27 protein-coding genes are annotated in these 25,483 nt (G+C 70.3%); 10 read left to right on the top strand and 17 right to left on the bottom strand.

All coding sequences use genetic code 11. From position 1 onward, the window contains the following. Positions 1-70: 70 nt before the first annotated feature. Both NBY69_RS23955 and NBY69_RS23950 read left to right on the top strand, forming a co-directional pair. Positions 71-430: a hypothetical protein gene (locus tag NBY69_RS23955; protein WP_250303372.1), complete on the top strand. Its 360-nt coding sequence runs from the start codon at positions 71-73 to the stop codon at positions 428-430. Positions 431-432: 2 nt separating this feature from the next. After that, positions 433-843, top strand: a complete 411-nt coding sequence (locus NBY69_RS23950; protein ID WP_250303371.1) for a hypothetical protein — start codon at positions 433-435, stop codon at positions 841-843. A gap of 25 nt (positions 844-868) precedes the next feature. Here the strand turns inward: NBY69_RS23950 and NBY69_RS23945 are convergent, their stop codons facing one another. The 3 genes from NBY69_RS23945 to NBY69_RS23935 form a co-directional block, all read right to left on the bottom strand. Then, complete coding sequence (locus NBY69_RS23945) at positions 869-1,372, bottom strand: GNAT family N-acetyltransferase (RefSeq protein ID WP_250303369.1); 504 nt, start codon at positions 1,370-1,372, stop codon at positions 869-871. A gap of 36 nt (positions 1,373-1,408) precedes the next feature. After that, positions 1,409-1,903: a sigma-70 family RNA polymerase sigma factor gene (locus NBY69_RS23940; protein ID WP_250303367.1), complete on the bottom strand. Its 495-nt coding sequence runs from the start codon at positions 1,901-1,903 to the stop codon at positions 1,409-1,411. Positions 1,904-1,975: 72 nt separating this feature from the next. Further along, complete coding sequence (locus tag NBY69_RS23935; protein ID WP_250303366.1) at positions 1,976-3,124, bottom strand: glycerophosphodiester phosphodiesterase; 1,149 nt, start codon at positions 3,122-3,124, stop codon at positions 1,976-1,978. Positions 3,125-3,350: 226 nt separating this feature from the next. Between NBY69_RS23935 and NBY69_RS23930 the strand changes: the two genes are divergently transcribed. Next, positions 3,351-4,022, top strand: coding sequence for a 1-acyl-sn-glycerol-3-phosphate acyltransferase (locus NBY69_RS23930; RefSeq protein WP_250303365.1), 672 nt, complete (start codon positions 3,351-3,353; stop codon positions 4,020-4,022). A 73-nt stretch (positions 4,023-4,095) separates the two neighbouring features. On the opposite strand, the gene NBY69_RS23925 is transcribed toward NBY69_RS23930, so the two are convergent. Together NBY69_RS23925 and NBY69_RS23920 are read right to left on the bottom strand one after the other, a co-directional pair. Beyond that, on the bottom strand, positions 4,096-5,625 hold the full coding sequence (locus tag NBY69_RS23925; RefSeq protein WP_250303364.1) for an MFS transporter: 1,530 nt from the start codon (positions 5,623-5,625) through the stop codon (positions 4,096-4,098). Then, a complete protein-coding gene (locus NBY69_RS23920) occupies positions 5,622-6,173 on the bottom strand; it encodes a TetR/AcrR family transcriptional regulator (RefSeq protein WP_250303363.1) in 552 nt (183 codons plus the stop codon). The genes NBY69_RS23925 and NBY69_RS23920 overlap by 4 nt, the downstream gene beginning before the upstream one ends. A 132-nt stretch (positions 6,174-6,305) precedes the next feature. Here NBY69_RS23920 and NBY69_RS23915 point away from each other — a divergent pair, with 132 nt between their 5' ends. Continuing rightward, positions 6,306-7,250, top strand: coding sequence for a ribose-phosphate pyrophosphokinase (locus NBY69_RS23915; protein WP_250303362.1), 945 nt, complete (start codon positions 6,306-6,308; stop codon positions 7,248-7,250). A 47-nt stretch (positions 7,251-7,297) separates the two neighbouring features. Here the strand turns inward: NBY69_RS23915 and NBY69_RS23910 are convergent, their stop codons facing one another. Further along, complete coding sequence (locus tag NBY69_RS23910; RefSeq protein WP_250303360.1) at positions 7,298-8,269, bottom strand: aldo/keto reductase; 972 nt, start codon at positions 8,267-8,269, stop codon at positions 7,298-7,300. 133 nt (positions 8,270-8,402) lie between these two features. Then, positions 8,403-9,830, bottom strand: a complete 1,428-nt coding sequence (gene argH, locus NBY69_RS23905) for an argininosuccinate lyase (protein ID WP_250303359.1) — start codon at positions 9,828-9,830, stop codon at positions 8,403-8,405. A 171-nt stretch (positions 9,831-10,001) separates the two neighbouring features. On the opposite strand from argH, the gene NBY69_RS23900 reads away from it, so the two are divergent. The 3 genes from NBY69_RS23900 (at position 10,002) to NBY69_RS23890 (ending at position 12,253) form a co-directional block, all read left to right on the top strand. After that, entirely contained in the window at positions 10,002-10,592 is a 591-nt protein-coding gene (locus tag NBY69_RS23900; protein WP_250303357.1) for a pyridoxamine 5'-phosphate oxidase family protein, read from the top strand. Positions 10,593-10,725: 133 nt separating this feature from the next. Further along, the gene (locus tag NBY69_RS23895; RefSeq protein ID WP_250303355.1) at positions 10,726-11,469 is read left to right on the top strand and encodes an SDR family NAD(P)-dependent oxidoreductase; all 744 of its coding nucleotides are present in this window, start codon (positions 10,726-10,728) and stop codon (positions 11,467-11,469) included. A gap of 76 nt (positions 11,470-11,545) precedes the next feature. Further along, positions 11,546-12,253 carry a L,D-transpeptidase family protein gene (locus NBY69_RS23890; protein WP_250303353.1) on the top strand — a complete coding sequence of 236 codons (708 nt, stop codon included), beginning with the start codon at positions 11,546-11,548 and terminating at the stop codon, positions 12,251-12,253. Between the two features lie 19 nt (positions 12,254-12,272). Here NBY69_RS23890 and NBY69_RS23885 read toward each other — a convergent pair whose 3' ends face one another. The 9 genes from NBY69_RS23885 to NBY69_RS23845 all read right to left on the bottom strand — a co-directional run bounded on the left by NBY69_RS23885 (position 12,273) and on the right by NBY69_RS23845 (position 21,388). Beyond that, positions 12,273-13,685 carry a polysaccharide lyase 6 family protein gene (locus tag NBY69_RS23885; protein WP_250303352.1) on the bottom strand — a complete coding sequence of 471 codons (1,413 nt, stop codon included), beginning with the start codon at positions 13,683-13,685 and terminating at the stop codon, positions 12,273-12,275. Between the two features lie 175 nt (positions 13,686-13,860). Beyond that, positions 13,861-15,159: an alpha-L-fucosidase gene (locus tag NBY69_RS23880; protein WP_250303639.1), complete on the bottom strand. Its 1,299-nt coding sequence runs from the start codon at positions 15,157-15,159 to the stop codon at positions 13,861-13,863. A gap of 288 nt (positions 15,160-15,447) precedes the next feature. Further along, positions 15,448-15,984: an arginine repressor gene (locus NBY69_RS23875; protein ID WP_250303349.1), complete on the bottom strand. Its 537-nt coding sequence runs from the start codon at positions 15,982-15,984 to the stop codon at positions 15,448-15,450. Between the two features lie 7 nt (positions 15,985-15,991). After that, positions 15,992-17,188: an acetylornithine transaminase gene (locus NBY69_RS23870; RefSeq protein WP_250303348.1), complete on the bottom strand. Its 1,197-nt coding sequence runs from the start codon at positions 17,186-17,188 to the stop codon at positions 15,992-15,994. Then, the gene (gene argB, locus NBY69_RS23865; protein WP_250303347.1) at positions 17,185-18,126 is read right to left on the bottom strand and encodes an acetylglutamate kinase; all 942 of its coding nucleotides are present in this window, start codon (positions 18,124-18,126) and stop codon (positions 17,185-17,187) included. Before argB ends, NBY69_RS23870 begins: the two co-directional genes overlap by 4 nt. Further along, complete coding sequence (gene argJ / locus NBY69_RS23860; RefSeq protein WP_250303346.1) at positions 18,123-19,274, bottom strand: bifunctional glutamate N-acetyltransferase/amino-acid acetyltransferase ArgJ; 1,152 nt, start codon at positions 19,272-19,274, stop codon at positions 18,123-18,125. Before argJ ends, argB begins: the two co-directional genes overlap by 4 nt. Beyond that, the gene (gene argC, locus NBY69_RS23855) at positions 19,271-20,299 is read right to left on the bottom strand and encodes an N-acetyl-gamma-glutamyl-phosphate reductase (protein ID WP_250303345.1); all 1,029 of its coding nucleotides are present in this window, start codon (positions 20,297-20,299) and stop codon (positions 19,271-19,273) included. Before argC ends, argJ begins: the two co-directional genes overlap by 4 nt. A gap of 340 nt (positions 20,300-20,639) precedes the next feature. Then, a complete protein-coding gene (locus NBY69_RS23850; protein WP_250303344.1) occupies positions 20,640-21,062 on the bottom strand; it encodes a tail fiber domain-containing protein in 423 nt (140 codons plus the stop codon). 11 nt (positions 21,063-21,073) lie between these two features. Beyond that, positions 21,074-21,388, bottom strand: coding sequence for a hypothetical protein (locus tag NBY69_RS23845; protein ID WP_250303343.1), 315 nt, complete (start codon positions 21,386-21,388; stop codon positions 21,074-21,076). A gap of 219 nt (positions 21,389-21,607) precedes the next feature. Here NBY69_RS23845 and NBY69_RS23840 point away from each other — a divergent pair, with 219 nt between their 5' ends. From NBY69_RS23840 to NBY69_RS23830, 3 genes are all read left to right on the top strand, one after another. After that, a complete protein-coding gene (locus tag NBY69_RS23840; RefSeq protein WP_250303342.1) occupies positions 21,608-22,420 on the top strand; it encodes a phytanoyl-CoA dioxygenase family protein in 813 nt (270 codons plus the stop codon). A gap of 60 nt (positions 22,421-22,480) precedes the next feature. Further along, entirely contained in the window at positions 22,481-23,347 is an 867-nt protein-coding gene (locus tag NBY69_RS23835; protein ID WP_250303341.1) for an AraC family transcriptional regulator, read from the top strand. A gap of 209 nt (positions 23,348-23,556) precedes the next feature. Further along, entirely contained in the window at positions 23,557-24,345 is a 789-nt protein-coding gene (locus NBY69_RS23830) for an SDR family oxidoreductase (RefSeq protein ID WP_250303340.1), read from the top strand. A 110-nt stretch (positions 24,346-24,455) separates the two neighbouring features. Here NBY69_RS23830 and NBY69_RS23825 read toward each other — a convergent pair whose 3' ends face one another. Then, the gene (locus tag NBY69_RS23825) at positions 24,456-25,352 is read right to left on the bottom strand and encodes a LysR family transcriptional regulator (protein ID WP_250303339.1); all 897 of its coding nucleotides are present in this window, start codon (positions 25,350-25,352) and stop codon (positions 24,456-24,458) included. Between the last annotated feature and the right edge of the window lie 131 nt (positions 25,353-25,483).

Genomic DNA, 25,483 nt, shown 5'->3' with positions numbered 1-25,483 from the left:
GATCTTGGTCCCGGCCCCGGAGCCGGGGGCGCGCGCGGCGGACCGTTCGCCCCGTAATACCCTCGGCTCCATGCTTGTCGCCCTGACGGTCGTGGTCACAGTGGCCGCGCTCGCACTCGCCGCCTGGTGCGGCTACGCCGCCTACCGGGACCAGCCCACCAAGGACTGGCACTTCATCGGCATGGCCGTGGTGTCGGTCCTCGCACTGGCACAGCTGGTCGTCGGAATCGTGCAACTGGGGCGGGGTGAGCAGCCGGAGCAGGGCAAGGCGATCTTCATCGCGTATCTGATCGGCGCGTTCGCCGCCGTGCCCGCGGCCGGGTTCCTCTCGCTGACCGAGCGGACCCGCTGGGGGTCGGTGACGGTGGCCGCGGGCGCGGTGGTCCTGGCCGTGCTGGAAGTCCGGCTCTACGACATCTGGGGAAACTGACGATGACCACAGCCGAGGAGAAGCCCCGGTACGAGCTGGGCACGGGGCCGGGCCGGGTGCTCGTCTGGTTCTACGGAGTGTTCACGGTCGCCGCGGCGTCCCGCTCGATCGTCCAGATGATCATGGACTTCGGGAAGGCCCCGCTCGCCTACTCGCTGTCGGCCGTCGCCGCCGTGGTGTACGGCTTCATCACCTACTCGCTGGTCCGCGGCGGGGAGAAGGCACGCCGGGCGGCGCTGGTCTGCTGCGCCGCCGAGCTGCTCTTCGTCCTCGTCGTCGGCACCTGGACACTGGCCGCGCCGGACGCGTTCCCGGACGCCACGGTCTGGTCGGACTACGGGATGGGCTACCTCTTCATCCCGGTGATCCTGCCGGTGCTGGGCATGCTGTGGCTGCGCAGGGCCAGGCGCTGATCCGGCAGGATCTCCCCGGCAGGTCCTAGGCGCTCTGTACGTACGCCCGCGCCCCGGCCTCCTTCTCCAGCGTCACCACGGTGAGTGCGCGACCGACCCGCTCCGTGGACACCGGTACGTATCCATGGCTGCGGTACAGCCGCAGATTGCCCTCGCTGCGCTGTCCGGTGAACAGCTGGAAGCGCTTGGCGGCGGCCTCGGAGGCGAACTGCCTCTCGATGGCGGTGAGCAGCCGGCCACCGATGCCGTGCCGCTGCATCCTCGGGTGCACGATCAGTTTGGCGATCCGGACCGTGCCCGAGGCGTCGACCCCGCCGCGTACCGACGCCACCACTTCGTCTCCCAGGCGGGCCACCAGCCCGTACCCGTCGGCCAGTTCGGCCCGCAGGGCGTCCAGGGTCTGGGTGAGCGGTTCGATGGAGTAGTCGCCGTAGAGCTCGGCCTCGCCCTGGTAGCACAGATACTGCAGCTTGAGGATCTGCTCGGTGTCCTGCGCAGTTGCCCCCGAGATGGTCACGCTCATGCCCATGTGTGCATGCCTCCCGCTCACTTGTCCGCCCGATGTCTAACGCTCCTTTCCCCACCGCACGGGCGCCGCAATCTCCGCCGTCAGCATTCTCCGCAGACATCCCAGACAACGGGAACGAACCGGCCCCAGACTGCCCTGTGACATACCCAACTCGCCTGCGATCTCCCGGTAGGTGGGGTCGGCGGGCGAGAGCATCGCGCCCAGCAGTTCGGGGCAGCGCCCCGGTGTCCGGCTGACGGCGGCCCGTACGGCGCGGCGCCGTTCGGCGGCCAGCGCCCGGTGTTCGGGGTGCGTCCCGGAGTCCGCGGTCGGCTCGATGCCGTACGGCGTCTCCCGCCGGGCCCGGCGCCGGGCGCGGCGCGCCTCCGCCCGTACGGCCGAGCGCATCCAGCGCCTGGGTTCGGCCGGGGACTGTTCCAGCAGGCGTACCCAGACGGCCTGTTCGAGATCGGCGGGGTCCACGCCGGCTGCGGCGGCTTCGGCCGCGGCCTCGGCCGCCAGCAGCGGGCTCAGTTCGGTGACGAGATCCATGCCGGGCGGGACGCGGCCGTCACAGGGCGCGGTTGCCCTCGCGGCCGCATCTCACCCGTACGGGAAATCAGTTCAGCGCCGGTGGACGTCGGCGGCGGCCAGCAGCGCGGTGTCCGCGTTGTCGGTGAAGACCCCGTCGATGCCCGTCGCGAAGTACGTCCGGAACGCGCCGAAGGCGTCGCCGTAGGCGTTGGGGTCGGTGCCCCGCCGGAAGTCCGCGGGCAGGAAGGTGTTCTCGTTGCGCATCGTGTACGGGTGCAGCAGCAGGCCCCGCGCGTGGGCGTCCCGGACCAGGGTGGTCGGCTCGGTGAGCCTGCCTGCCGCGTCCTTCGGGATGACCGAGTCGAGGGTCGGGCCGATCCCCTGGGCGTAGGAGGCGATCCACTTCAGCCCCGCAGGGGTCTGGAGGTCGGCGACGGTCCGCCGGTCGCCCGACTCCACGAAGTCCCAGGGCCTGCTGTCCGGGGCCGAGAGCAGCACGATGCCCGGCGTGGTGACGAGCCGGGAGAGGCGCTGGATGGAGCTCGGTTCGAACGACTGGAGGAACTGCGGGGAGTCGCGGCGGTCACGGCCGTACGCGCGCAGGAGTGCGACGAGGCGCTCCTCCAGGCCGAGCCCGAGCTTGCGGAAGTAGGTGGGGTGCTTGGTCTCGGTGTAGAGCCAGACCGGCTTTCCGCGCCTGCGGCCCTCCTCCGCCGCCCACCGGAGCACCTCCTCGAAGGTGGGGACGTCCCAGCGGCCGTCGTAGAGGGTGTTGTGCTGGCGGTTGCCCGGGATGCGCTCCTTGGCGCGCAGCGTCTTGAGTTCGGCGAGCGTGAAGTCCTCGGTGAACCAGCCGGTGATGGCCGTGCCGTCGACGGTCTTGGTGGTCCGGCGTCCCGCGAACTCGGGGTGCGCGGAGACGTCCGTGGTCGCGGAGATGTCGTTCTCGTGGCGGCAGACGAGGTGCCCGTCCTTGGTGGGCACCACATCCTGCTCGACGATGTGCGCGCCCAGGTCGAGGGCGTGCTGGTAGGAGCCGAGGGTGTGCTCGGGGCGGTAACCGGCCGTGCCGCGGTGCCCGATGACCGTGGGCACCGGCAGGTCCTGGTACGAGGTGCCGTGTCCGGTGCCGCGTGCGTCGGCCCGCGCCGTACCGGACAGACCGAGAGCCGCCGTACCGAGCACCGCCGCGCCGAGCAGCGTCCGCCGTCCGGGTCCTGTCTCCGTGCTGTGACGCATGAGCACTCCTGACTGTGATGTCCCGCACCTGTCAACTCTGAAGTGCCTGATCGTAGGCATCCGGGGCCCGCACGGGGGTGGAACTCCGCGCAACACAGCGGGAACATACGTCAACACTGCGTATGTGTTCGATGAACCCGATGTGCGCGCGGACACAGCTCGCGAGTACCGTACTCACCTGCACATACTTCATAGCGGCTGCCCAGCCACGACTCCGGAGGAACCGTTGTCCCGACTCGCGCTCATCAAGGCAGTGCTCGGACCGATCATGCGTCTGATGTTCCGCCCGCGGGTGGAGGGCGTCGAGAACATCCCCGGTACGGGCCCGGTCATCCTCGCCGGCAACCATCTGACGTTCATCGACTCGATGATCATGCCGATCTGTCTGCAGCGTCAGGTGTTCTTCATCGGCAAGGACGAGTACGTCACGGGCAAGGGGCTGAAGGGCCGTCTGATGGCCTGGTTCTTCACCGGTGTCGGGATGATCCCGGTGGACCGCGACGGTGGACGCGGCGGTGTCGCCGCGCTGATGACCGGCCGCCAGGTGCTGGAGGACGGCAAGGCGTTCTCCATCTACCCGGAGGGCACCCGCTCCCCCGACGGGCGGCTGTACCGCGGCCGTACGGGCATCGCGCGTCTGACGCTGATGACGGGCGCGCCGGTGGTGCCGTTCGCGATGATCGGCACCGACAAGCTCCAGCCGAGCGGCTCGGGTCTGCCGCGGCCCGGGAAGGTCACGGTCCGCTTCGGTGAGCCGATGGAGTTCTCCCGCTACGACGGCATGGACCGCGACCGCTATGTACTGCGCGCGGTGACGGACTCGGTGATGACCGAGGTCATGCGCCTGTCGGGCCAGGAGTACGTGGACATGTACGCGACGAAGGCCAAGGCCGCCTGACCGTAGGAACTTTCGGCCGAGGGCCACCCGGGACGCTCCGGGTGGCCCTCGGTCATGTGCGCGCCGGTACGCGTCAGATGTCGAGCTTCTGCCCCTTGAGCAGGAACCACGACGTCACCGCTGTGGCGAACAGGACGGCGGAGCCGACTCCGGCCGCCGCCTGGAAGCCATGGGTGAAGGCCTCCTGGGCGGAGGAGAGCAGGGCGGCGCCCTGGTCGTGCGGCAGTGTCTTCGCCGCCTCGACGGCGCCGCCGAGCGAATCATGCGCCTCGGTGGCGGCACCGGACGGGACTCCGTGCGGGATGGAGAAGCCCCGGTAGATCCCGGTGACCACCGAGCCGAGCAGGGCGATCCCGAGCGCCGCGCCCAGTTCGTACGCGGTCTCGGACACCGCGGACGCCGCCCCCGCCTGGTTCTTCGGGACGCTGGAGAGGATGACGTCGGAGGTCACGGTGAAGGCCAGACCCGCTCCGAGGCCGCCGAAGAACAGGGCCAGCCCCAGGGCCACGACCCCCGTCGACGCGCTGACCGCCACACAGCCCGCGAGGGCCACCGCCACCGCCGCCAGACCGCCGGCCACCGCGCTCCGTACCGATGCCCTGCGCGCCACGCGTCCGGCCATCAGGCCCGTGCCGACCGCTCCTACGGCGGCGGGGAGTTCGATGAGCCCGGCCTCCAGCGGGGAACGCCCCTGGACCAATTGGAGGAACTGCGAGAGGAAGAAGACCAGACCGGACAGTCCGAGAATGGTCAGCAGGTCGGCCAGCACGGCGCCGGAGAAGCCGCGGTGGTGGAACAGGCGCATGTCGAGCAGCGGCGACTTCAGGGTCAGCTGGCGGCGCGCGAACCAGAGCAGGGCGAGCACTCCGACGATCGCGGACGCCAGGATGTCCCAGCGGAATCCGTTGGCAGCCGCCTCCTTCACCGCGTACACCACCGCCATCACGCCGACCAGCGAGAGGGCCACACTGACCAGGTCCCACGGGCCGGGGGCCGGGTCGCGCGACTCCGGCAGCAGCTTCATACCGACCAGGACGAGCACCAGCATCACCGGCAGGTTGATGAGGAAGACCGACCCCCACCAGAAGTTCTCCAGCAGGAACCCGCCGACCACCGGGCCGACGGCCGTACCCGCCGATGCGGCGGCGCCCCAGATCCCGACGGCCAGGCTGCGTTCCTTCGGGTCGTGGAAGATGTTGCGGATCAGCGCGAGGGTGGAGGGCATCAGCGTCGCACCGGCGACGCCGAGCAGGGCCCTGGCGGCGATCATCATTTCCGGACTGCTCGCATAGGCGTTGAGCACGGAGACCCCGCCGAAGGCGACAGCGCCGGTGAGCAGCAGCTTCTTACGGCCGATCCGGTCGCCGAGGCTGCCCATCGAGACCAGCAGGCCGGCGATGACGAACGAGTAGATGTCCCCGATCCACAGCAGTTGGGTGCCCGAGGGTTTGAGGTCCTCGCTCAGGAACGGTGTGGCGAGGCCGAGCACGGTGGCGTCGACGGCCACCAGCAGCACGGCGAGGACGAGGACGGCGAGGGCCAGCCAGCGGCTACGGCTGGGGGCGGCCCCGGAGTCCTTCGCGGGCCGGACGGTACTGGTCATTTCTCCACACTCCGCTGTGCGCCGCCGAGCAGCAGCTCGGCGATCATGTACGAAAAGTCCTTGGCCGCGACCCGGCCGTCCTGCACGGCCCAGGCACCGCTGCCGATGAGCCCGTACAGCGCCTCGGTCAGCCAGGCGGGGGTGAGGTCGATCCGGAACTCACCGGCTTCCTGGCCCCGGCGGAACAGGGCGGAGACCCGGGCGTCGAGCCTGGCCCAGCCCTCGTTCAGCTCCTCGCCCTCGAAGAGCTCGTTCTCGGTGACGAGGAAGGCGAGCAGTCCGGCGGCCGACTCGACTTCCGTGATGAACCGGCGCAGCGCGGCGGCAGCCGGTCCCTCGTCTATCCTCGCCGCGTCGAGCGCCGACTCGAACTCCGCGATACCGAGCTCCTCCAGCGCTCTGACCAGCGCGTCCCGGCCGGCGAAGTGCCGGTGCAGGGTGGCCCGGCCGATCCCGGCGGCGCGCGCCACCTCATCCATCGTGGCGGTCGCCCTGCGGGTGAGGAGGGCGGCGGCGGTGCGCAGCACCTGGTCCCGGTCGACAGTCATGAGACGACCATACTCGACATGAGACATCAATGTCTCATCCGATACGACTGGGCGCGTCGCGCCTCGTCCTCGGCCACTACGATGTGACCGACATACCGGTTCGACGGAACTCGACGGAACGAGGAGCGGTACGTGCGAGACATCGCTGTATTCAGCGGTAGCGCCCACCCCGAATTGGCAGCGGAGGTCACCACACATCTGGGGGTCCCGCTGAGCCCGGTGCGGATCAACCGGTTCGCCAACGACTGCCTGGAGGTCCAGCTCCAGGCCAACTGCCGCGAGCGGGACGTTTTCCTGATCCAGCCGCTGGTCACACCGGTGCAGGAGAACCTCGTCGAGCTTCTCCTGATGTGCGACGCGGCCCGCGGCGCCTCGGCGGGCCGGATCACCGTGGTGATGCCGCACTACGCCTATGCCCGTTCGGACAAGAAGGACGCGCCGCGGATCTCCATCGGCGGACGCCTGGTGGCCGATCTGCTGGTGAACTCCGGCGCGAGCCGGGTCCTGGCCCTGACCCTGCACTCCCCCCAGGTCCACGGATTCTTCTCCGTCCCCGTGGACCATCTGCACGCCCTGCGGGAACTGGCCGAGCACTTCAGCGGCTACGACCTGTCCCGCACCACCGTCGTCTCACCCGACCTCGGCAACGCCAAGGAGGCCGCGGCGTTCGCCCGGATGCTCGGGGTCCAGGTCGCCGCCGGTGCCAAGCAGCGGTTCGCGGACGACCGGGTGGCCATCAGTTCCGTCATCGGTGAGGTCGCCGGGCGCGATGTCATCGTGCTGGACGACGAGATCGCCAAGGGCAGCACGGTACTGGAACTCCTGGAGCGGCTGCGCGAGTTGGGGGCGCGTTCGATCCGGGTGGCCTGTACGCACGGACTCTTCGCCGCCGGGGCGCTCAAGCGGCTCTCGGACCAGCCCGACGTACTGGAGATCGTCTGCACGAACACCGTGCCGATACCGGTCGCGGAGCACACCGACAAGCTGACGGTCCTCTCCATCGCTCCGGCCCTGGCCGAGGCGATGCGGCGGATCCACAACGGGGAATCGGTCAGCGCCCTGTTCGACCCGTCCTGAGCCCGGCCGCCCGTACGCGCACGTCACACGTACGGGCGGCCGGCCGCTCAGTTCCAGGGCAGTTTCGCGCGCTGCTGCCAGTACGCGGAGGGCTCCTCCCGCAGCCCGGCCAGCCGCTCCAGCTGCTCCTCGTCGAGGTCGACCACCGCGGCGTGCAGATTGGCCGACAGCTGGAGCGTGGTCGCGGCGCCGGAGAGCACCACGTCCACCCAGGGACGGCGCAGGATCGCGGCCAGGGCGACGGCGTCCGCGGTCGCGCCGGTCTCCTCCGCGATGTCGCGCAGCAGGGCGGGCGCCGCTGCTCCCGCGAGGCGCCCGTTGGCGACCGCTTCCTTGACGATCACACCCAGGCCCGCTTCATGAGCCTCCGCCAGGGCCTCGCCCACCGCGGTGTCCAGCAGGTTGTAGGTGCTCTGGACCGCCCGGAAGAGGGGCTCCCCGTCGACGGTGACAGCGAGCGCGGCCCGGACGGTGTCCGCCTGGTCCGGGCCGCTCGTGGAGAAGCCGACCGTCACGCCCTCCGCGGCGAGCGCCGCCAGCCGGGTGTGCAGCCCCGTGTCGGTGAGGGCCGGGCTGTCCGCGGTGAGCGAGTGCACCTGGTAGAGGTCGAGGCGCTCCCCCAGCAGCATGCCGGTCTCGGTGCGCTGCCGTTCGAAGGTGGTGAGGCCGTGGTCCTTGACCTCGTGGACGTCGGCGTCGGTGCGCCAGTCGGCGGTGTAGGTGTAGCCCCACTTGCTGCCGATCACCACGTCCTGGACGGCGGGGCGGGCCCGCAGCCATTCGGCGAGGAACGCTTCCGCGCGGCCGTAGGAACGCGCGACATCGAAGTAGCGGACGCCCTGCGCGTAGGCGGCGTCCAGAAGTTCATGCGTACGGGCGAGCAGGGTCTCGGGGGTGCGTTCGGCCGGCAGATCGCGGTCGCGACCGAGGTTGATGTACCCCGGTCTGCCTACGGCCGCGAGGCCGAGTCCGATGTGGGCCGTGGGGGTGGTCGCTGCCGTGAGGCGGGCGAAGGGCATCGGGGTCTCCCTGCGCGGGTCGGAGAGTGCGGTCCCTGACACCTGTACCCGCGATCACGCACGACAGCGCCCGGCACCTGTGTGGAAAGGTGCCGGGCGCCGGTGGGAGCGGAGCCGGGGTCGGACGAGAGCCCTACTTCTTCGCCGTGGCCCAGGCGTGCTGGACGACCAGGTTCGCCTTGACCTCGACGAGCTGTACGGCGACGGCCGACGGCGCCGTGCCGCCGCGCCCGTTGCGGGACGCCAGGGCGCCCGGGACGTTCAGCACCGTACGCACCTCGGGTGTGAGGTGCTCGGAGATCTTCGCGAACTGCTCGTCCGTGAGCTGGTCGAGCTCGATGCCGTGCTGCTCGCACTCCTTGACGCACTCACCGGCCACCTCGTGCGCGACCCGGAACGGCACGCCCTGCCTGACCAGCCACTCGGCGATGTCGGTGGCGAGCGAGAATCCGGCCGGGGCCAGCTCCTCCAGGCGCTCGCGGTGCACGGTCAGCGTCGCCATCATGCCGGTGAACGCCGGGAGCAGGACCTCCAGCTGGTCGCAGGAGTCGAAGACCGGCTCCTTGTCCTCCTGGAGGTCGCGGTTGTACGCGAGCGGGAGGGCCTTGAGCGTGGCCATCAGCCCGGTCAGGTTGCCGATCAGGCGCCCGGACTTGCCGCGCGCCAGCTCCGCGATGTCCGGGTTCTTCTTCTGCGGCATGATCGACGACCCGGTCGAGAAGGCGTCGTGCAGCGTCACGAAGGAGAACTCCTTCGTGTTCCAGATGATGATCTCCTCCGCGATCCGCGAGAGGTTGACGCCGATCATCGCCGTGATGAAGGCGAACTCGGCCGCGAAGTCACGGGCGGCCGTGCCGTCCATGGAGTTGCCCACCGAGCCGTGCTCGAAGCCGAGGTCCGCGGCGACCGCCTCCGGGTCGAGCCCCAGCGAGGATCCGGCCAGCGCGCCCGAACCGTAGGGCGACACGGCCGTACGGTCGTCCCACTGCCGCAGCCGCTCGGCGTCCCGGGACAGGGACTGGGCATGGGCCAGCACGTGGTGCGAGAAGAGGACCGGCTGGGCGTGCTGGAGGTGGGTACGTCCCGGCATCGCGACGTCCGGGTGGGCTTCGGCAAGACCGACCAGCGCGTCCTGGAGTTCGGCGATCAGGCCGCCGATGATCCGGGCGTGGTCGCGGAGGTACATCCGGAAGAGGGTCGCGATCTGGTCGTTGCGGGACCGGCCCGCACGCAGTTTGCCGCCGAGGTCGGGACCGAGGCGCTCCAGGAGTCCGCGTTCCAGGGCGGTGTGAACGTCCTCGTCGGCGACGGTGCCGGTGAACGAGCCGTCGGCGACGTCCGCTTCGAGCCGGTCGAGACCGTCGAGCATCCGGGTCAGCTCGTCCTCGGTGAGCAGCCCCGCCTTGTGCAGCGCGCGGGCGTGGGCGCGGGATCCGGCGATGTCGTACGGGGCGAGCCGCCAGTCGAAGTGGACGGACGCGGACAGCTGGGCCAGCGCCTCGGCAGGACCGTCGGCGAAACGGCCGCCCCAGAGCCGGACGTCACCGGTATTGCTGCTCACTGGGCTGCTCCTCAAGTGGGTGGGTGACATGTACGGTCGCGCACTCATCGCTAGGCATAACTATGCAGTGGTCCGTATGTTTTGTCAAAGCCGTCGATGAAGGGCGCGCAGGCGGGCAGCACCGCCGAAATGACGTTCCGCACGGAGCGGAGCGCGGCGATAATCGCCGCTATGGGAAAGACGTACGAGCGCATAGACGGACGGCTCAGGACCTTCATCGAGGAACAGCACATCTTCTTCACGGCGACCGCCCCCCTCGACGGCGACGGCACGATCAACCTCTCCCCCAAGGGTGTCAGCGGCTCGTTCGCCGTCGTCGACGAACACACCGTGGCCTACCTGGACTTCGCGGGCAGCAACGCGGAGACCGTCGCCCACCTCCGCGAGAACGGCCGCATCACCCTGATGTGGTGCGCCTTCCAGGGGCCGCCCAACATCGTGCGGGTGCACGGCCGGGGCGAGCCCGTCTTCCGTGACGACCCGCGGTTCGCCGGGCTGCTGAGCCACTTCCCCGTCGACCACACCCCGCACGGCCTGCGCGCGATCGTCGTCGTGACGGCCGAGCTGATCCGGGACACCTGCGGTTACGCGGTGCCGTTCATGACGTACGACGAGGACCGCGACCTGCACGCCAAACGGTTCGCGCGCGAGGACGACACGTCACTGAGCCGGTACTTCGAGAAGAAGGAACACATCGCCCGGAGCATCGACGGCCTCCCGGGGCTGCCGCTGCCGTTGCCACCCCTGGCGGACGCGGGGTGAGAATCCCCTCCCGGATCCCCCCCGTGGATCCTCCGACTCCTCCGACTGCTCCGACTGCTCCGCGATATGTACGGCACACATTGCATGTACGATACATATCGGGGCCGGAATCCAGAGCCGAAGGAACAGGGCAATGACACTTCAGAACAAGGTCGCGGTCGTCACGGGCGGAGCCTCCGGCATCGGCGAGGCCGTCACCCGGGTTTTCGTCGAACGCGGCGCGCGGGTCGTGATGGTCGACCTCCAGCAGGCGGCGGGCGACGCCCTCGTGGCCGAACTGGGGGACTCGGTCGCCTTCCTCCGCGGCGACGTCTCGGACCGGGCCGTGGCCGACCTGGCCGTGGAGACCGCCGTGAGCCGCTTCGGGAAGCTCGACGTCCTGGTCAACAACGCCAGCGCCTCACGGGTGCGGCCCTTCATCCAGCAGACCGACGACGACTGGAAGCTCGCACTGGACACCGGTCTCTTCGCCACCCGTAACTTCATGCTCGCCGCGTACCCCGAGCTGAGGAAGGCACAGGGCTCGGTGGTCAACTTCGCCTCGGGAGCCGGACTGGACGGGCAGCCGAACCAGGCGTCGTACGCGGCGGCGAAGGAGGCCATCCGCGGCCTCAGCCGGGTGGTGGCCAACGAGTGGGCCGCCGACGCGATCCGGGTCAATGTCGTCGCGCCGATGGCGCTGACGGCCGGGGTCGAGCAGTGGGCCGAGGCCAACCCCGAGCAGTACGCGACCTCCGCCGCCAAGGTCCCGCTCGGCCGCTTCGGCGACCCGCGGCAGGACGTCGCCCCGGTGATCGCGTTCCTGGCGAGCGACGACTCCCGCTACATGACCGGCCAGACGCTGATGGCCGACGGCGGGGCGATCAAGCTCCGCTGAGCACGACGGGCGGTCACGGGGCCGTACGGAGCAGTGGCCCGGGTGGCACCCGTTGTCCCGGCGTACGGTCCGAAATATGCGCGGATCACTGGTGACCGGTTCGGTTCTGCTCGCCCTGACGGGCTCGCTCGCCCCTCGGCCGTCCCCCGTACCCCCGCCGCTCCCGGCGGCGGCCCTCGCGGATCCCGGTGACGGCACCCAGCTGATCACCGCCGAGGCCATGGGTACCAGTTCCACCACGGGCACCCTCACCTGGTGGGACCTGCGGTCCGGGACCTGGCGGGCGAGCGGCTCCGCCCCCGCCCGGTTCGGCGCGGGGGGACTGGTCGAGGGGGCACGGCGCAAGCAGGGCACCGACACCACGCCCACCGGCCTGTACGACCTGCCGTACGCCTTCGGGATCAAGGCCGCCCCGGAGGGCAGCCGCTACCCCTACCGGCGGGTCAACTCCCGTTCGTGGTGGTGCGAGGACAACGCGGCCCGCGCCTACAACCGCTGGGTGGAGCCGCTGCCCGCCGACTGCCGGGCAGCGGACGCGGAGCGGCTCGACGCGTACCCCACGCAGTACGCCCACGCCTTCGTCGTCGGCTTCAACTACGCGCGGCCGGTGCGGGGCCGGGGCGCCGGGATCTTCCTGCACGTCGACGGGCAGGGCGCGACCGCCGGCTGTGTGTCCGTGCCGGCAGCCGCGATGGACCGGATCATGGCCTGGGCCGACCCGGCACGCCGTCCGCACCTCGCGATCGGGACCCGTTCGGGCCCGACCGCGCTCGTCCGCTACTGACCGCGGGCGTACCGGCGGTTCAGGCCGCGTCGGGGCCGACATCGGCCGGGGTCAGCGGCCGGTACACCGGCGCCTCGGTCGTGTACTCGTCACAGCCGATGTCCGGGGCCTTGCCGCGCGTGTTGCCCTCGATGTCGTAGGTGACGACCGTCTGCTGCAGGGTGGCCGCGTCGATCGCGGGGCTGCCCGCCGACAGCCGGGAGATGCCGTCCGAGCCGGCCACCAGCTTCGGGTCGACACGGGTGAAGCCCGTCGCAGGGATGTTGCCGTCGCCCGCGGCGCCGAACAGGATGTTGCTCTGCCAGGTGAACCGGACGGTCTTCGCCATCGCCACCAGCTTCCCGGCCCCGCCCACCAGCAGGTTGTCCGCCACGACGACGTCCCTGGGCTCCTCGGGACGCTGGCTCTCGCCCGAGATCCCGTCGGCGTTGTCCAGCAGCGTGTTGTACACGATGACCACGCGGTCGGGAGCGTCGTTCCCGCGCCGGGAGTCGGCGGGTTCACCGGGCAGATGGTCGCGTTCCGTGCCGCTGCCGATCACCAGCGCCCGGCCGGTGAGACCGGACAGGTAGTTGTTCACGATCAGGTGGTCGTTGCCGTAGATGCGTACGCCCTCCTGGCCGCCGAGGAGCCAGTTGCTGTCCACCTGGGTGCCGTTGCCGTGGCGCAGGACGATGCCGCCCCGGCTGTCGCGGAGGGTGTTGTGCCGTACGACGTTGTCCGACGACTTGACCGAGATGGCCTCGGGGTCGCCGTTGGTCCGCTCGAACAGGTTCTGCTCGATGACCGCGTGGGCGCTGCTGAGCGCGCGCGGGCTGACGCCGAGGCGGATCGGCTCGCCGCCGTTGTCCCCGGCGTAGGAGTGGTCGGAGAAGTAGTTCTTCAGGACCTGGACGTGCTGGGCCATCCCGTCCGTGCCGGCCCCCTCGATGCCGAGGAAGATGCCCAGCGTGGACTTGCCGTGGAAGTGGTTGCGGTCGACCTTGCTGTAGTCGGCCCGCACCATGACCCAGTGCACGCCCTCGATGTCGGCGAGCTGGAAGTCGTTACGGGTCAGCCGGATCCGGGTGCAGTCCGGGGGCACGTCCAGCGTCTCGCTCTGCCGGAACGAGAAGCCGCTGAGGGTGATGTTGTCGGAGTTCTGGAAGGCGAAGCTCTGCTTCCCCTTGAGGACCGCGCCGCCCCGGGACTGCGCGACGACGGTGATGGGCGCGGCCTCGGTGCCGTGCTTGTCCTTGAACGTGACCGGCTGACCGCTCGGCACCGTGTAGGTGCCGTCGGCCAGCGTGATCACCGCGCCGGGTGCGGCAGCGTCGATCGCGGTCTGCAGGGCGGCCAGCGACGTGACGGGCGTCGCCGCCCGCGCGGTCGACGGCAGGGCGGTCAGGGCTGCTCCGAGTGCGGTCCCCGTGAGGAACGTGCGGCGGTGCATGGCGCCTCCAGAGTGCTGAGCGGACGGACGTGCCGATGATTGCGCTGATCTGCCGTTGTGTCTGCGAGTCGCTCTGCGGGTGTGTCGCTGTGCCGGTGTGTCGCTGTGCAGTTGTGCCGGTGTGTCGCTGTGCAGTTGTGCCGGTGTGTCGCTGTGCAGTTGTGCCGCCGTGCTGTTACGCGGACGGCGTGAGGAAGAGCTCGATGACCGGTACCAGGGCGTCGGGCCGCCGTACCGGCAGCTCCAGGGTCAGTGTGTCGGCGGGCTGGCCGCCCATCCGGGCGTTGTGGGCGGGCAGGTCGGGGTCCGTCCGGACCCGGACGATCTCGGACGCGTCGTTGAGCAGTTGGGCGTACCGGACCCGGCCGGCGAGTCCGGGCAGATGCACATGGCTCAGCGGCCAGGAGAACAGGTGCAGGTACAGCCGGTCCCCGCGCCGGGTGTACCGGCAGTCGGGCGGCGGGGTGTACGAAGCGGGCCCGCACCCACGGACGGACCGTTCGTGCAGGTCCATCCACCGCCCGATGTCGGCGAGTACGGACCGCGCCCCCGGATCGATGTCGCCCCGCCCGGTCGGGCCCACGTTGAGCAGCAGATTGCCGTCCTTGGACACACCGTCGACCAGCATCCGTACGAGCAGGTCGGCGCTCTTGTCGTCCAGATTGTCCCGGTCGTAGCCCCAACTCCCGTTCAGCGTCTGGCAGGCCTCCCAGACCACCGGCCGGCCGCCCGCGCTCATCGGCCCCGCGGGCTGGTACTGCTCCGGAGTGACGAAGTCCCCCGGGAGTCCGGTCCGGTCGTTGACGAGGATGCCGGGCTGGAGTTCCCGTACGAGGTCGAGCAGCGCGCGCGAGTCCCAGTCGTCGGGCCCCTTGCCGCCCCACCATTCGTCGCGGTCGGCGTAGGAGAAGTCGAAGAACAGGTAGTCGATGGTTCCGTAGGAGGTGAGCAACTCCCGTACCTGGCCGTGCAGGTACTCCTGGTACACCCGGATGTCCCGGTCGGCCGCGGCCTCGATGTAGGCGGCGTCGTCACGGCGCGGATGGGTGCCGTCGACGGGGAAGGAGGGGTGGTGCCAGTCGATCAGCGAGTAGTAGAACCCGACCTTCAGCCCCTCGGCACGGCAGGCGTCGACGAACGGGCCGAGCAGGTCACGGCCGTACGGGGTCCTGGTGACCTGGTAGTCGGTCAGCGCGCTGTCCCAGAGGCAGAAACCGTCGTGGTGCTTGGTGGTGAGGACGACGTACCGCATACCGGCGGCCCTGGCGGTTCTGGCCCACTCGGCCGGGTCGTAGCGGTCGGGGTCGAAGTGGTCGAAGTAGACCTGGTACTGCTCGTCGGTCAGCTTCTCCCGGTTCTTGACCCACTCGTGCCGGGCCGGGAGTGCGTACAGCCCCCAGTGGACGAACATGCCGAACCGGTCGTGGGTGAACCAGGTGGTGTCCACGGGCGCGCTCACGGGTGGGGACTCCATTTCGTCGGGTACGAAGGAGCGCCGGGAGAAGCGGGCGACGACCGGGACGACAGCAGTGCCGTCCGGCGGCGCGCACGACTCCCCAGCCGCCCCTGTGAACGGCGTTCGCACATGCGGACAGCACTCGACGGGACGGTAGCCCGTCGGTCGAGCAGGGGTCAATAGTCCGATGACTGCGCAGGTTCCGCAGCCATCGGACGGGGACCGGAACCGAACGGGGCCGCACCGGCAGCCGGTACAGGTCCGATGTATGGCCCGGATGTGCGCACGTGAAAGATCCGGGGGTCGCTACCGCGGGTTCTGCGCCAGCCGCAGCAGATGGTCCGCGAGCGCCTGCCCGCCCGCCGGGTCGCGGCTGATCAGCATCAGCGTGTCGTCACCGGCGATCGTGCCGAGGATGTCGTGCAGTTCGGCCTGGTCGATGGCCGAGGCGAGGAACTGGGCCGCGCCCGGAGGCGTCCGCAGCACCACCAGATTGGCCGAGGCCTCCGCCGAGATCAGCAGCTCGGAGGAGAGCCTGCGCATCCGCTCCTCCTTGGCGGACTCGCCGAGCGGGGCCTGCGGCGTGCGGTAACCGCCCTCGCTGGGCACCGCGTAGATCAGCTCGCCGCCGGTGTTGCGGATCTTCACCGCGCCCAGCTCGTCGAGGTCCCGGGAGAGCGTCGCCTGCGTGACGCTCAGCCCGTCGTCGGCGAGCAGCTTGGCGAGCTGGCTCTGCGAGCGGACCGGCTGCCGGTTGAGGATGTCCACGATCCGGCGGTGGCGGGCCGTGCGGGTCTGCGGGACTGACGGCCCACCGTGCTCGGTTTCCTGCGCCTCGGTCATCCTTGCCTCATTCTGCGGATCGCTCTTCCCCGTTGGCCTGGTCGAGAACGCCGGGCAGCGCCTGGAGGAACGCGTCCACCTCGTCGTCGCCGATGATCAGTGGGGGCATCAGTCGTACGACATCGGGACCGGTCACGTTCACCAGGAAGCCGGCGTCCTGAGCCGCCTTCTGCACCTGGTGCGCGCGGGACTCGGTGAGCACGATACCCAGCAGCAGTCCGGCACCACGGACCTGCCCGACCAACGGGTGCCCCAGGGCCTCGATTCCGCTCCGCAGCCGCTCCCCCATCCGCTTCACGTTGTCGAGGATTCCGTCGGCGGCGATCGTGTCGAGCACCGCGAGTCCGGCGGCGCAGGCGACGGGGTTGCCGCCGAACGTCGAACCGTGCTGCCCGGGGTGGAGCAGATCGGCCGCCGGGCCGAACGCCACAGCGGCGCCCAGCGGCAGCCCGCCGCCCAGTCCCTTGGCGAGCGTGACGACATCGGGGTCGACGCCGTCGTGCGCCTGGTGCTCGAACCAGCTGCCGGTGCGCCCGACCCCGGTCTGGACCTCGTCGAGCACCAGCAGGGTGCCGGTGGCGCGGGTGATCGCGCGGGCGGCCTGGAGGTAGCCCTTGGGCGGGACGACGACGCCGTTCTCCCCCTGGACCGGCTCGATGATCACGAAGGCGGTGTTCTCGGTGACGACCGCGCGCAGCGCTTCCACGTCACCGTACGGAACATGGGTGACCACGCCGGGCAGCGGCTCGAAGCCGTTCTGCTTGCCGGGCTGGCCGGTCAGCGAGAGCGCGCCCATGGTGCGGCCGTGGAAGGCGCCCTGGGTGGCGACCATGTGGGTACGCCCGGTGAGCCGGCCGATCTTGAAGGCGGCTTCGTTGGCCTCGGCGCCCGAGTTGGCGAAGTACACGCGGCCGGGGCGGCCGAAGAGCTGGAGCAGCCGCTCCGCGAGGGCGACCGGCGGTTCGGCGATGTAGAGGTTGGAGACATGGCCGAGCGAGGCGATCTGCCGGGAGACCGCGTCGACGACCGCGGGGTGGGCGTGGCCGAGCGCGTTGACCGCGATGCCGCCGACGAAGTCGGTGTACGCCGTGCCGTCGGCATCCCAGACCCTGGCACCCGCGCCGCGCACCAGGGAGAGTTTCGGGGTGCCGTAGTTGTCCATCAGAGCGCCCTGCCAGCGCTGCGCGAGATCCTGGTTGCTCATGACTCCCCCTCGGTGACGGTGCGTTCGGTGACTTCTGCGGCTTCTGCGCCTTCTGCGTCCGGCACGACCATCGTGCCGATGCCCTCGTCGGTGAAGATCTCCAGCAGGATCGAGTGCTGGACCCGTCCGTCGATCACCCGGGCGGTGGTGACGCCGTTGCGCACGGCGAACAGGCAGCCCTGCATCTTGGGGACCATGCCGCTGGCCAGCTCGGGCAGCAGCTTCTCCAGCTCCTTCGCCGTGAGCCTGCTGATCACCTCGTCGCTGTTCGGCCAGTCCTCGTACAGCCCCTCGACATCGGTGAGCACCATCAGCGTCTCCGCGTTCAGCGCGGCGGCCAGTGCGGCGGCGGCGGTGTCGGCGTTCACGTTGAAGACGTGGTTGTCGTCGGCGCTGCGCGCGATGGAGGAGACGACCGGGATCCGGCCGTCGTCGAGGAGGGCCTCGATCGCACCGATGTTGATCTCGGTGATCTCACCGACCCGGCCGATGTCCACGGGCTCCCCGTCGATCTGCGGGAAGTGCTGGACCGCGGTGATCGTGTTCGCGTCCTCGCCGGTCATCCCGACGGCGAGCGGGCCGTGCTGGTTGAGCAGCCCGACGAGTTCGCGCTGGACCTGACCGGCGAGGACCATCCGTACGACGTCCATCGCCTCGGGGGTGGTCACCCTCAGTCCGGCCTTGAACTCGCTGACCAGGCCGTGCCGGTCGAGCTGCGCGCTGATCTGCGGACCGCCACCGTGCACGACGACCGGCTTGAGCCCGGCGTGCCGCAGGAAGACGACGTCCTGGGCGAAGGCGGACTTCAGCTCCTCGTCGACCATGGCGTTGCCGCCGAACTTGATGACGACGGTCTTGCCGTGGTGGCGGGTCAGCCAGGGCAGCGCCTCGATGAGGGTCTGGGCCTTGGGCAGCGCGGTGTGCTTACGGGTACTCATGAGCTGTACGCGCTGTTCTCGTGGACGTAGTCGGCGGTGAGGTCGTTGGCCCAGATCACGGCGGACGCACTGCCCGCGGCGAGATCGGCGGTGATCTTCACCTCGCGGTAGCGCATGTCGACGAGATCACGGTCCTCGCCGACACAGCCCTTCTTGCAGACCCAGACGCCGTTGATGGCGACATTGAGCTCATCGGGCTCGAAGGCAGCCCCGGTGGTACCGATCGCGGACAGCACCCGGCCCCAGTTCGGGTCCTCGCCGTGGATGGCGCACTTGAGCAGATTGTTACGGGCGATGGAGCGGCCCACCTCGACCGCGTCGTCCTCGGTCGCGGCGTTGACGACCTCGATGCGGATGTCCTTGCTGGCCCCTTCCGCGTCACCGATCAGCTGACGGGCGAGGTCGTCGCAGACCGTGCGGACAGCCTGGGCGAACTCCTCGTACCCGGGCACCACTTCGGAGGCGCCGGAGGCGAGCAGCAGCACCGTGTCGTTGGTCGACATGCAGCCGTCGGAGTCGATCCGGTCGAAGGTCTGCCGGGTGGCGTCGCGCAGCGCCCGGTCCAGGACCGCGCTCTCCAGGTCGGCGTCGGTGGTGAGGACGACCAGCATGGTGGCGAGCCCGGGGGCGAGCATGCCCGCGCCCTTGGCCATTCCGCCGACGCTCCAGCCCACACCGCCCGCGACGGCCGTCTTGTGGACGGTGTCGGTGGTCTTGATGGCGATGGCCGCCTTCTCGCCGCCGTGCGCGGAGAGTTCGGTGGCAGCCTTCTCGATGCCCGGCAGGAGCTTGTCCATGGGCAGCAGCAGCCCGATGAGGCCGGTCGACGCGACGGCCACCTCGCCCGCGTTCCCGCCGAGGACCTCGGCGGCCTTCTCCGCGGTGGCGTGGGTGTCCTGGAACCCCTTGGGACCCGTACAGGCGTTGGCACCACCGGAGTTGAGGACGACCGCGCCGACGGCGCCGCCCTTGAGCACCTGCTCGGACCAGAGGACCGGGGCGGCCTTGACGCGGTTGGAGGTGAAGACGCCCGCAGCGGCCAGTCGGGGCCCGTTGTTGACCACGAGGGCCAGATCCGGATTGCCGCTCTCCTTGATTCCGGCGGCGATACCCGCCGCCGTGAATCCCTTCGCTGCCGTGACGCTCACGGTGCCACTCCGATCGTGGAAAGACCTGTGTCCTCGGGAAGTCCGAGGGCAATGTTCATGCTCTGCAGGGCGCCGCCCGCGGTGCCCTTGGCGAGATTGTCGAGGGCGCTGATGACGACGGCGCGCCCGGCCGCCTCGTCGTACGCGAGCTGGATCTGCACGGCGTTGGAGCCGTACACGGCGGCCGTCGACGGCCACTGCCCCTCGGGGAGCAGGTCGACGAACGGCTCGTCCGCGAACGCCTTCACGTACGCCGCGCGGAGCGCGTCGGCGCCCACGCCGGGCTTCAGCTTCGCGGTGCAGGTGGCGAGGATGCCGCGGGGCATGGGCGCGAGGGTCGGCGTGAACGAGACCGTGACCGGCTCGCCCGCCGCCGCGCTGAGGTTCTGGATCATCTCCGGGGTGTGCCGGTGGACGCCGCCGACGCCGTACGGGGACATCGAGCCCATCACCTCCGAGCCGAGCAGATGCGGCTTGGCGGCCTTGCCCGCACCGGAGGTGCCGGAAGCTGCCACGATCACCGCTTCGGGCTCGGCCAGACCGGCCGCGTACGCCGGGAAGAGGGCGAGGGACACGGCCGTCGGATAGCACCCGGGTACGGCGATGCGCCGGGACCCCGCGAGCGCGGCACGGCCACCGGGCAGCTCGGGCAGACCGTACGGCCAGGTCCCGGCGTGCGGGGAGCCGTAGAACTTCTCCCAGTCGCCCGCGTCCTTCAGCCGGAAGTCGGCGCCCATGTCGACGACAAGGACCTCGTCGCCGAGCTGCTCGGCGACGGCGGCGGACTGTCCGTGCGGCAGCGCGAGGAAGACGACGTCATGACCGGCGAGCACATCGGCGGTGGTCGGCTGGAGCACCCGGTCGGCGAGCGGACGCAGATGCGGCTGCAGCGCGCCGAGCGGCTGTCCCGCGTTGGAGTTGCCGGTGAGGGCCCCGATCTCGACCTCCGGGTGGACCAGCAGCAGACGGAGCAGTTCCCCGCCGGCGTATCCGCTTGCCCCTGCCACTGCTGCACGTACCGCCATCGGAATCCTCCTCGTCGATGGCATGACTATACGCAGCTATGCACTTTTATGCAAAGGTCGCGGCGGAGAAGGCGGCGTCGTGGTGACCGAGCGGCCGAGTCGGAGCGGGACGTCCTGGGCCGAGGAGACGATCCTTTCCCGACGAGTGCCTGACTGCGGTGCGCGGCTGACCGCAGCGACCCACCCGCCCGGACATCGTGGACGGAAACCGGGCACATCCGCCGCCACGGACGGGTGCGGATCCGGATCTCCCAGCTGACCACGGATCACGTGGGTCCCGGGACCGGGGCTCGGCGGATTTCGCTGGTACGCACGTCAGCTCCTGCCCCGGGGCGGCCCTTCATCCCGGGTCGGCGGCTCCGGGACCGCTGGGGTGGTGTGCCGGTGGACTCTGGGCTCGTAGGGCCGCGACCTCGTTTCGCAGCTCGGTCAGTTCCCGGTGCAGTGCCTGGATCGCGACGACGGCCACTCCGTTGGCATCGGTGCAGCAGATCGTCCGGTCGTTCTCACCGACTCCGAACGCTTTCCACCAGTCCTGCGCCATCGGGCCCAGATGGCGTACGTGTGGCGGGTCCCAGTGGTACCGCCACGTGCTGACCGGCAGCCGCACCACCTGCTCCAGCACCTGGTAACCGTTGACCGGATCGCTACCGTGCACCGCACCGGACACGGCATCGGACGCCAGACCGGCCGCAGAGGCACCCTGCCGGGGGCGCATCCTGACCAGGGCCGGCATCCAGGCCCTGGCCACGTGCTCTTTCAACCGCCGGTAGCTCATCGCTCCCAGACCACTGCGGTGACCTCGGTCTTCAGCCCACGATCCGAGAAGAGCAGGCTGCCCCCACCACCGCGGTTCTCAGGGCTGTTCACCGGCAGTTGGACCAGGCCGTTGCCCACCCCGCTGCCGTGAGCCGTCACGCCGACCGCCGTGATGTCACGATCCTTGTTGATCATCGTGGTGTCGTGAGCGGCATTGCCGGCCGCCAGAACGTTCGTGCTCGCGACCGCCGGAACGCTCAAGGCACCTGTACCGGCAGCCGCCGTGGCTGTCAGCACCAGCAGACGGCGGGCAACGCGCTTCGTGGGCATCGAGCATCCTTCCGGCCGGGACGCCGAGTGCGTCCGCGACACCCCTAACGGCACGTTGCCCCAAAAGGCACGTACGTACCTCGCGCGCCCCCGACTTGACCGGCTTCGGTCATGGTCAGCCGGGTCCCGGAGGGCCGACAACGGGCTCGGCGAGCACCCGACAAAGGCGGTGCGGGGAAAGTCGGGTGATCGGGACCGATGTCGCTGCACGATGGGGGCATGGATGACACGACCTTGGTAACCCGCTTCCTCCGCGACGGCTTCGTGAAGTTGGAGGGCGCCGTCGCACCGCGCGTGGCCGCTGACTGCGCGCGGCTGCTGTGGCGGGAGACGGGCTGCGACCCGGACGATCCAGCGACATGGACGCAGCCCGTGCACTGGGTGGCCGGCATGGCACAGGGGCCGTTCGCCGCCGCGCCCAACTCCCCGTTCCTGCAGCGCGCGTACGACCTGCTCGTCGGCGCGGGGCGCTGGGAACCTCGCTACTCACTGGGCACGTTCCCGCTGCGCTTCCCGCACGAGGAGGAGCCGGACGACGCGGGCTGGCACATCGAGGGGAGCTATCTGCCGGAGGGCGAGAGCTGGTACTTCACCAATCTGCGATCCCGGGGGCGGTCGCTGCTGATGCTGTTCCTGTTCAGCGAAGTCGGCGAGGAGGACGCTCCGACCCGGATCCGGGTCGGCTCACACCTCGACGTGCCGAAGGTGCTGGAGAAGTACGGGGAGGACGGGGCGAGCGGGCTGACCCTCGCGCCCGGTCTGGTGGCGGCGTCCGAGCACCGGCCGCTTACCCTCGCCACGGGGTCTCCTGGCGACGTCTTCCTGTGTCATCCGTTCCTGGTGCACGCGGCGCAACCGCACCACGGGGTGCGGCCCCGTTTCATGGCTCAGCCGCCGCTGATGCCGGCCGCGCCGTACGAGCTGGAGCGGGCCGACAGCGCGTACTCCCCCGTGGAGATCGCGATCCGCCGGGGCCTGGGACAGGACACCCCGGGTCCGGACGGGGACGGCGCGGGCTGCAGCGCCGGGTAGCCAGTGGACCTACGTCATCGCTGCCCAGCGAGGTGGCCGTCAGGAAGAAGGAGGCCGGGCATGCTGGAGCGGCTGAACCAGGCCATGGAGCACATCGAGAGCCATCTCGACCAGGACATCGAGGTGAAGGAACTGGCACGCATCGCGGCCACCTCGGAGTACCACCTGCGTCGGATGTTCTCCGCGCTCGCGGGCATACCGCTGTCGGAGTACATCCGGCGCCGTCGGCTCACCCTCGCGGGCGCCGAAGTGCTGGCGGGGCGCGAGACGCTGCTGGAGATCGCGGTGCGCTACGGGTACAGCTCCGGCGAGGCGTTCGCGCGGGCGTTCCGTGCCATGCACGGCATCGGACCGGGCGAGGCCCGGCGTACCGGCGCCGCGCTCAACTCCCGGTCCCGGATGTCCTTCCGCCTCACCATCGAAGGGAGCAGCACCCTGCGGTACCGCGTCGTGGACAAGGCGGACTTCGCCGTCGTCGGGCTCAAGACCCGGGTACCGCTGGTGCATGCGGGGCCGAACCAGGCGATCACGGACTTCGTCCGAGGGATCGAGCCGCAGACTCTGGAGCGCCTGGAGGAACTGTCGGACCAGGAGCCGCACGGCATCGTCGCGGTCTGCGACGACCTGGACCCCAGCCGCGCCGAGGGCACCGAACTCGACTACCACCACGGTGTGATCACCTCCGCGGGCGCCCCGGAGGGCACGACCGCGTTGGCCGTCCCGGCCGGCACCTGGGCGGTCTTCACCACCTCCGGGCCGGCGCCGCAGGCCATCCAGGAGCTGTGGCGGGACGTGTTCACCGAGTGGTTCCCGTCGAACCCGTACCGCACCCGTACCGGCCCTGAGATCCTGCGCACCCGCCTGTCGCCGGAAAAGACCCACGCCGACGCCGAACTGTGGCTGCCGGTGGAGCCCGAGCACGGCTGACCAGAGCGGCAGAACCCTTCGCCATAGGGGTTCCCTATAGGACCTGCTGACATTTCGTCTTTGCCTCTCGTTCTTTTCCGGACCTACCGTGAATCCCGTGAAACCGCCCGACGAGGTGCTCACCGCGAATTCTCCGAGGATTCGCGCGATGCGCACTTCGATCCTTCTTCCGTCGAGCGGGCAATGGCGCAATCGAGAGGACCGGTGGCATGACCACGATCGAGAACGGATCGGGAACGCGCGAACTCGCGGGAAAGCGGGCCCTGGTCACAGGTGGTACACGCGGAATCGGAGCGGCAGTCGTGCGCCAGCTCCTGGACGCGGGTGCCGAGGTACTCACGACCGCCAGGTCGTCGACGAGCTCGGCGCCGGAGGGGGCCGCCTTCGTGGAGGCAGACGTACGGACACGGGCCGGAGTGGAGGCGCTCGCCGCAGCCGCGCAGGAGGTGCTCGGCGGGGTGGACATCCTGGTCCACAACGCGGGCGGGGCCCGACCTCACGAAGGCGCCTCGGCCATCCCCGACGAGGAGTGGCAGGACGCGCTGGACCTGAACTTCCTGGCGTCGGTGCGGTTGGACTCGCTGCTGACACCGGGGATGCGGGAACGGCGTTCGGGGAGGATCGTGCACGTCTCCTCGGCCGCCGTCCTCACCCCGCTGGGACCGTTCCTGCACTACGTGGCGGCGAAGGCCGCACTGGAGACCTACAGCCAGGGACTGGCCCTGGAGCTGGCCCCGTTCGGAATCCGGGTCAACACCGTGTCTCCCGGCAGGACCGCCACCCCCGGAGGCGAAGCGACGCGGGAGCAGTGGGCGGAGGTGTCCGCGCGCACGGGCGGGGCACCCGCCCGGACCAACGCCGACGACACCACGCCGCTGGGCCGCGACGGCCTGCCCGAGGACATTGCGCACGCGGTGCTGTTCCTCCTGTCCGACCGGGCGAGCTGGCTGACGGCGAGCAATCTCGTCGTGGACGGCGGTGAATTCCCCAGGGGCTGACACGCACGGTATTCCGGAATACCGGAATGCCGCTCTCCTCACAGCCGGGAGAAAGAATGACGCGGGCGCCCGCGCGTCCGTCTGTCGTCCGTCGTCCGTCGTCGGCGCCGTCAGGAAACCGGTGAGGAGAAGACGGACTCGGACCAGCTCTCCTGACGAAGGAGTTCGAGCAGGGCCGTCTCCGCCGGGCCCGCGCCCTGCCGGACCACGGCGATGACGGGCTGGGCCACGAGCGGGAGCACCGGGCGGGCGAGGTGCTCGTGGCCGTGGGGCACCGCGGAGGCCGGGACGAGCGTCACCCCCAGCCCGTGGGCGGCCCAGCGCACGGCCGTCGCCGTCTGGGAGACGCGGGCGGCCGTGGTCGGGGTCGGATCGTTGTTCCGCAGCACGTTCAGCAGTACGCCGTCGAGCGCGCTGTCGCGGTCGAACCTCACCCACGGCTCCCCCTCCAGCTCGCGCAGTTGGACCCGGTCCGCGGCGAGCAGCCGGTGCCCGGCGCCCAGCACCACGACGAATTCCTCGTCACCGAGGTGGTGGGCGTCGGCGGGGCTCCGCTCGCACGCCGCCATCAGGGCGAGGTCCAGCACGCCCCGGCGGCACAGCCGCTCCAGCTCGGCGGAGCTCGGCTCCTCGAAGACCGTGACCTCCAGCCGCGGGAAGCGGCGGCGCAACGCGCTCAGCGCGCCCGGCAATTGCCGCGTGCCGAAGCCCATCTGCACCGCGACCACCAGCTCGCCCACCACGTCATCGGCACCGGCCCGCGCCGTCGCCCTCGCCCGCCGCGACGCGCTCACCGCGATCTCAGCCTCCCGCAGGAACGCGCGGCCGACCACCGTGGGCACCAGCCCGGTCGGTGTGCGGGCGAACAGCTTCACGCCGAGTTCCCGCTCCAGGCCGCGGATCTGCTGGGACACCGACGGCTGGGCGACGTGCAGCCGCTCCGCCGCCGCGGTCACCGAGCCCTCCTCGGCAATGGCCAGGGCGTACTCGTACTGACGAAGGCTCATCGGCTCCCGTCCCCTCCCTGCGGTGGACCGCGGGCCACCCCGCCGTCGTCGCCGTCACAACACGGGAAGCGGCGCGTTTACTCCACGTCCGGTCACAGCCGGTGCCGGTTGTACGGAGGTGGCGTGGTCGA

The organism is Streptomyces sp. A 4/2 (genome assembly GCF_940670765.1).
Taxonomy (GTDB): domain Bacteria; phylum Actinomycetota; class Actinomycetes; order Streptomycetales; family Streptomycetaceae; genus Streptomyces.
This window is presented reverse-complemented; position numbering and strand designations above follow the sequence as displayed.

Coding starts and splice junctions, on each gene's coding strand:
- NBY69_RS23890 (WP_250303353.1), top strand. CDS start 11,546: ATGCGCGGATCACTGGTGACCGGTTCGGTTCTGCTCGCCCTGACGGGC.
- NBY69_RS23880 (WP_250303639.1), bottom strand. CDS start 15,159: ATGGAGTCCCCACCCGTGAGCGCGCCCGTGGACACCACCTGGTTCACC.
- NBY69_RS23955 (WP_250303372.1), top strand. CDS start 71: ATGCTTGTCGCCCTGACGGTCGTGGTCACAGTGGCCGCGCTCGCACTC.
- argB (WP_250303347.1), bottom strand. CDS start 18,126: ATGAGTACCCGTAAGCACACCGCGCTGCCCAAGGCCCAGACCCTCATC.
- NBY69_RS23895 (WP_250303355.1), top strand. CDS start 10,726: ATGACACTTCAGAACAAGGTCGCGGTCGTCACGGGCGGAGCCTCCGGC.
- NBY69_RS23875 (WP_250303349.1), bottom strand. CDS start 15,984: ATGACCGAGGCGCAGGAAACCGAGCACGGTGGGCCGTCAGTCCCGCAG.
- NBY69_RS23835 (WP_250303341.1), top strand. CDS start 22,481: ATGCTGGAGCGGCTGAACCAGGCCATGGAGCACATCGAGAGCCATCTC.
- NBY69_RS23910 (WP_250303360.1), bottom strand. CDS start 8,269: ATGCCCTTCGCCCGCCTCACGGCAGCGACCACCCCCACGGCCCACATC.
- NBY69_RS23920 (WP_250303363.1), bottom strand. CDS start 6,173: ATGACTGTCGACCGGGACCAGGTGCTGCGCACCGCCGCCGCCCTCCTC.
- NBY69_RS23950 (WP_250303371.1), top strand. CDS start 433: ATGACCACAGCCGAGGAGAAGCCCCGGTACGAGCTGGGCACGGGGCCG.
- NBY69_RS23885 (WP_250303352.1), bottom strand. CDS start 13,685: ATGCACCGCCGCACGTTCCTCACGGGGACCGCACTCGGAGCAGCCCTG.
- argC (WP_250303345.1), bottom strand. CDS start 20,299: ATGGCGGTACGTGCAGCAGTGGCAGGGGCAAGCGGATACGCCGGCGGG.
- NBY69_RS23840 (WP_250303342.1), top strand. CDS start 21,608: ATGGATGACACGACCTTGGTAACCCGCTTCCTCCGCGACGGCTTCGTG.
- NBY69_RS23935 (WP_250303366.1), bottom strand. CDS start 3,124: ATGCGTCACAGCACGGAGACAGGACCCGGACGGCGGACGCTGCTCGGC.
- NBY69_RS23870 (WP_250303348.1), bottom strand. CDS start 17,188: ATGAGCAACCAGGATCTCGCGCAGCGCTGGCAGGGCGCTCTGATGGAC.
- NBY69_RS23900 (WP_250303357.1), top strand. CDS start 10,002: ATGGGAAAGACGTACGAGCGCATAGACGGACGGCTCAGGACCTTCATC.
- NBY69_RS23940 (WP_250303367.1), bottom strand. CDS start 1,903: ATGGATCTCGTCACCGAACTGAGCCCGCTGCTGGCGGCCGAGGCCGCG.
- NBY69_RS23830 (WP_250303340.1), top strand. CDS start 23,557: ATGACCACGATCGAGAACGGATCGGGAACGCGCGAACTCGCGGGAAAG.
- NBY69_RS23925 (WP_250303364.1), bottom strand. CDS start 5,625: ATGACCAGTACCGTCCGGCCCGCGAAGGACTCCGGGGCCGCCCCCAGC.
- NBY69_RS23825 (WP_250303339.1), bottom strand. CDS start 25,352: ATGAGCCTTCGTCAGTACGAGTACGCCCTGGCCATTGCCGAGGAGGGC.
- NBY69_RS23845 (WP_250303343.1), bottom strand. CDS start 21,388: ATGCCCACGAAGCGCGTTGCCCGCCGTCTGCTGGTGCTGACAGCCACG.
- NBY69_RS23945 (WP_250303369.1), bottom strand. CDS start 1,372: ATGGGCATGAGCGTGACCATCTCGGGGGCAACTGCGCAGGACACCGAG.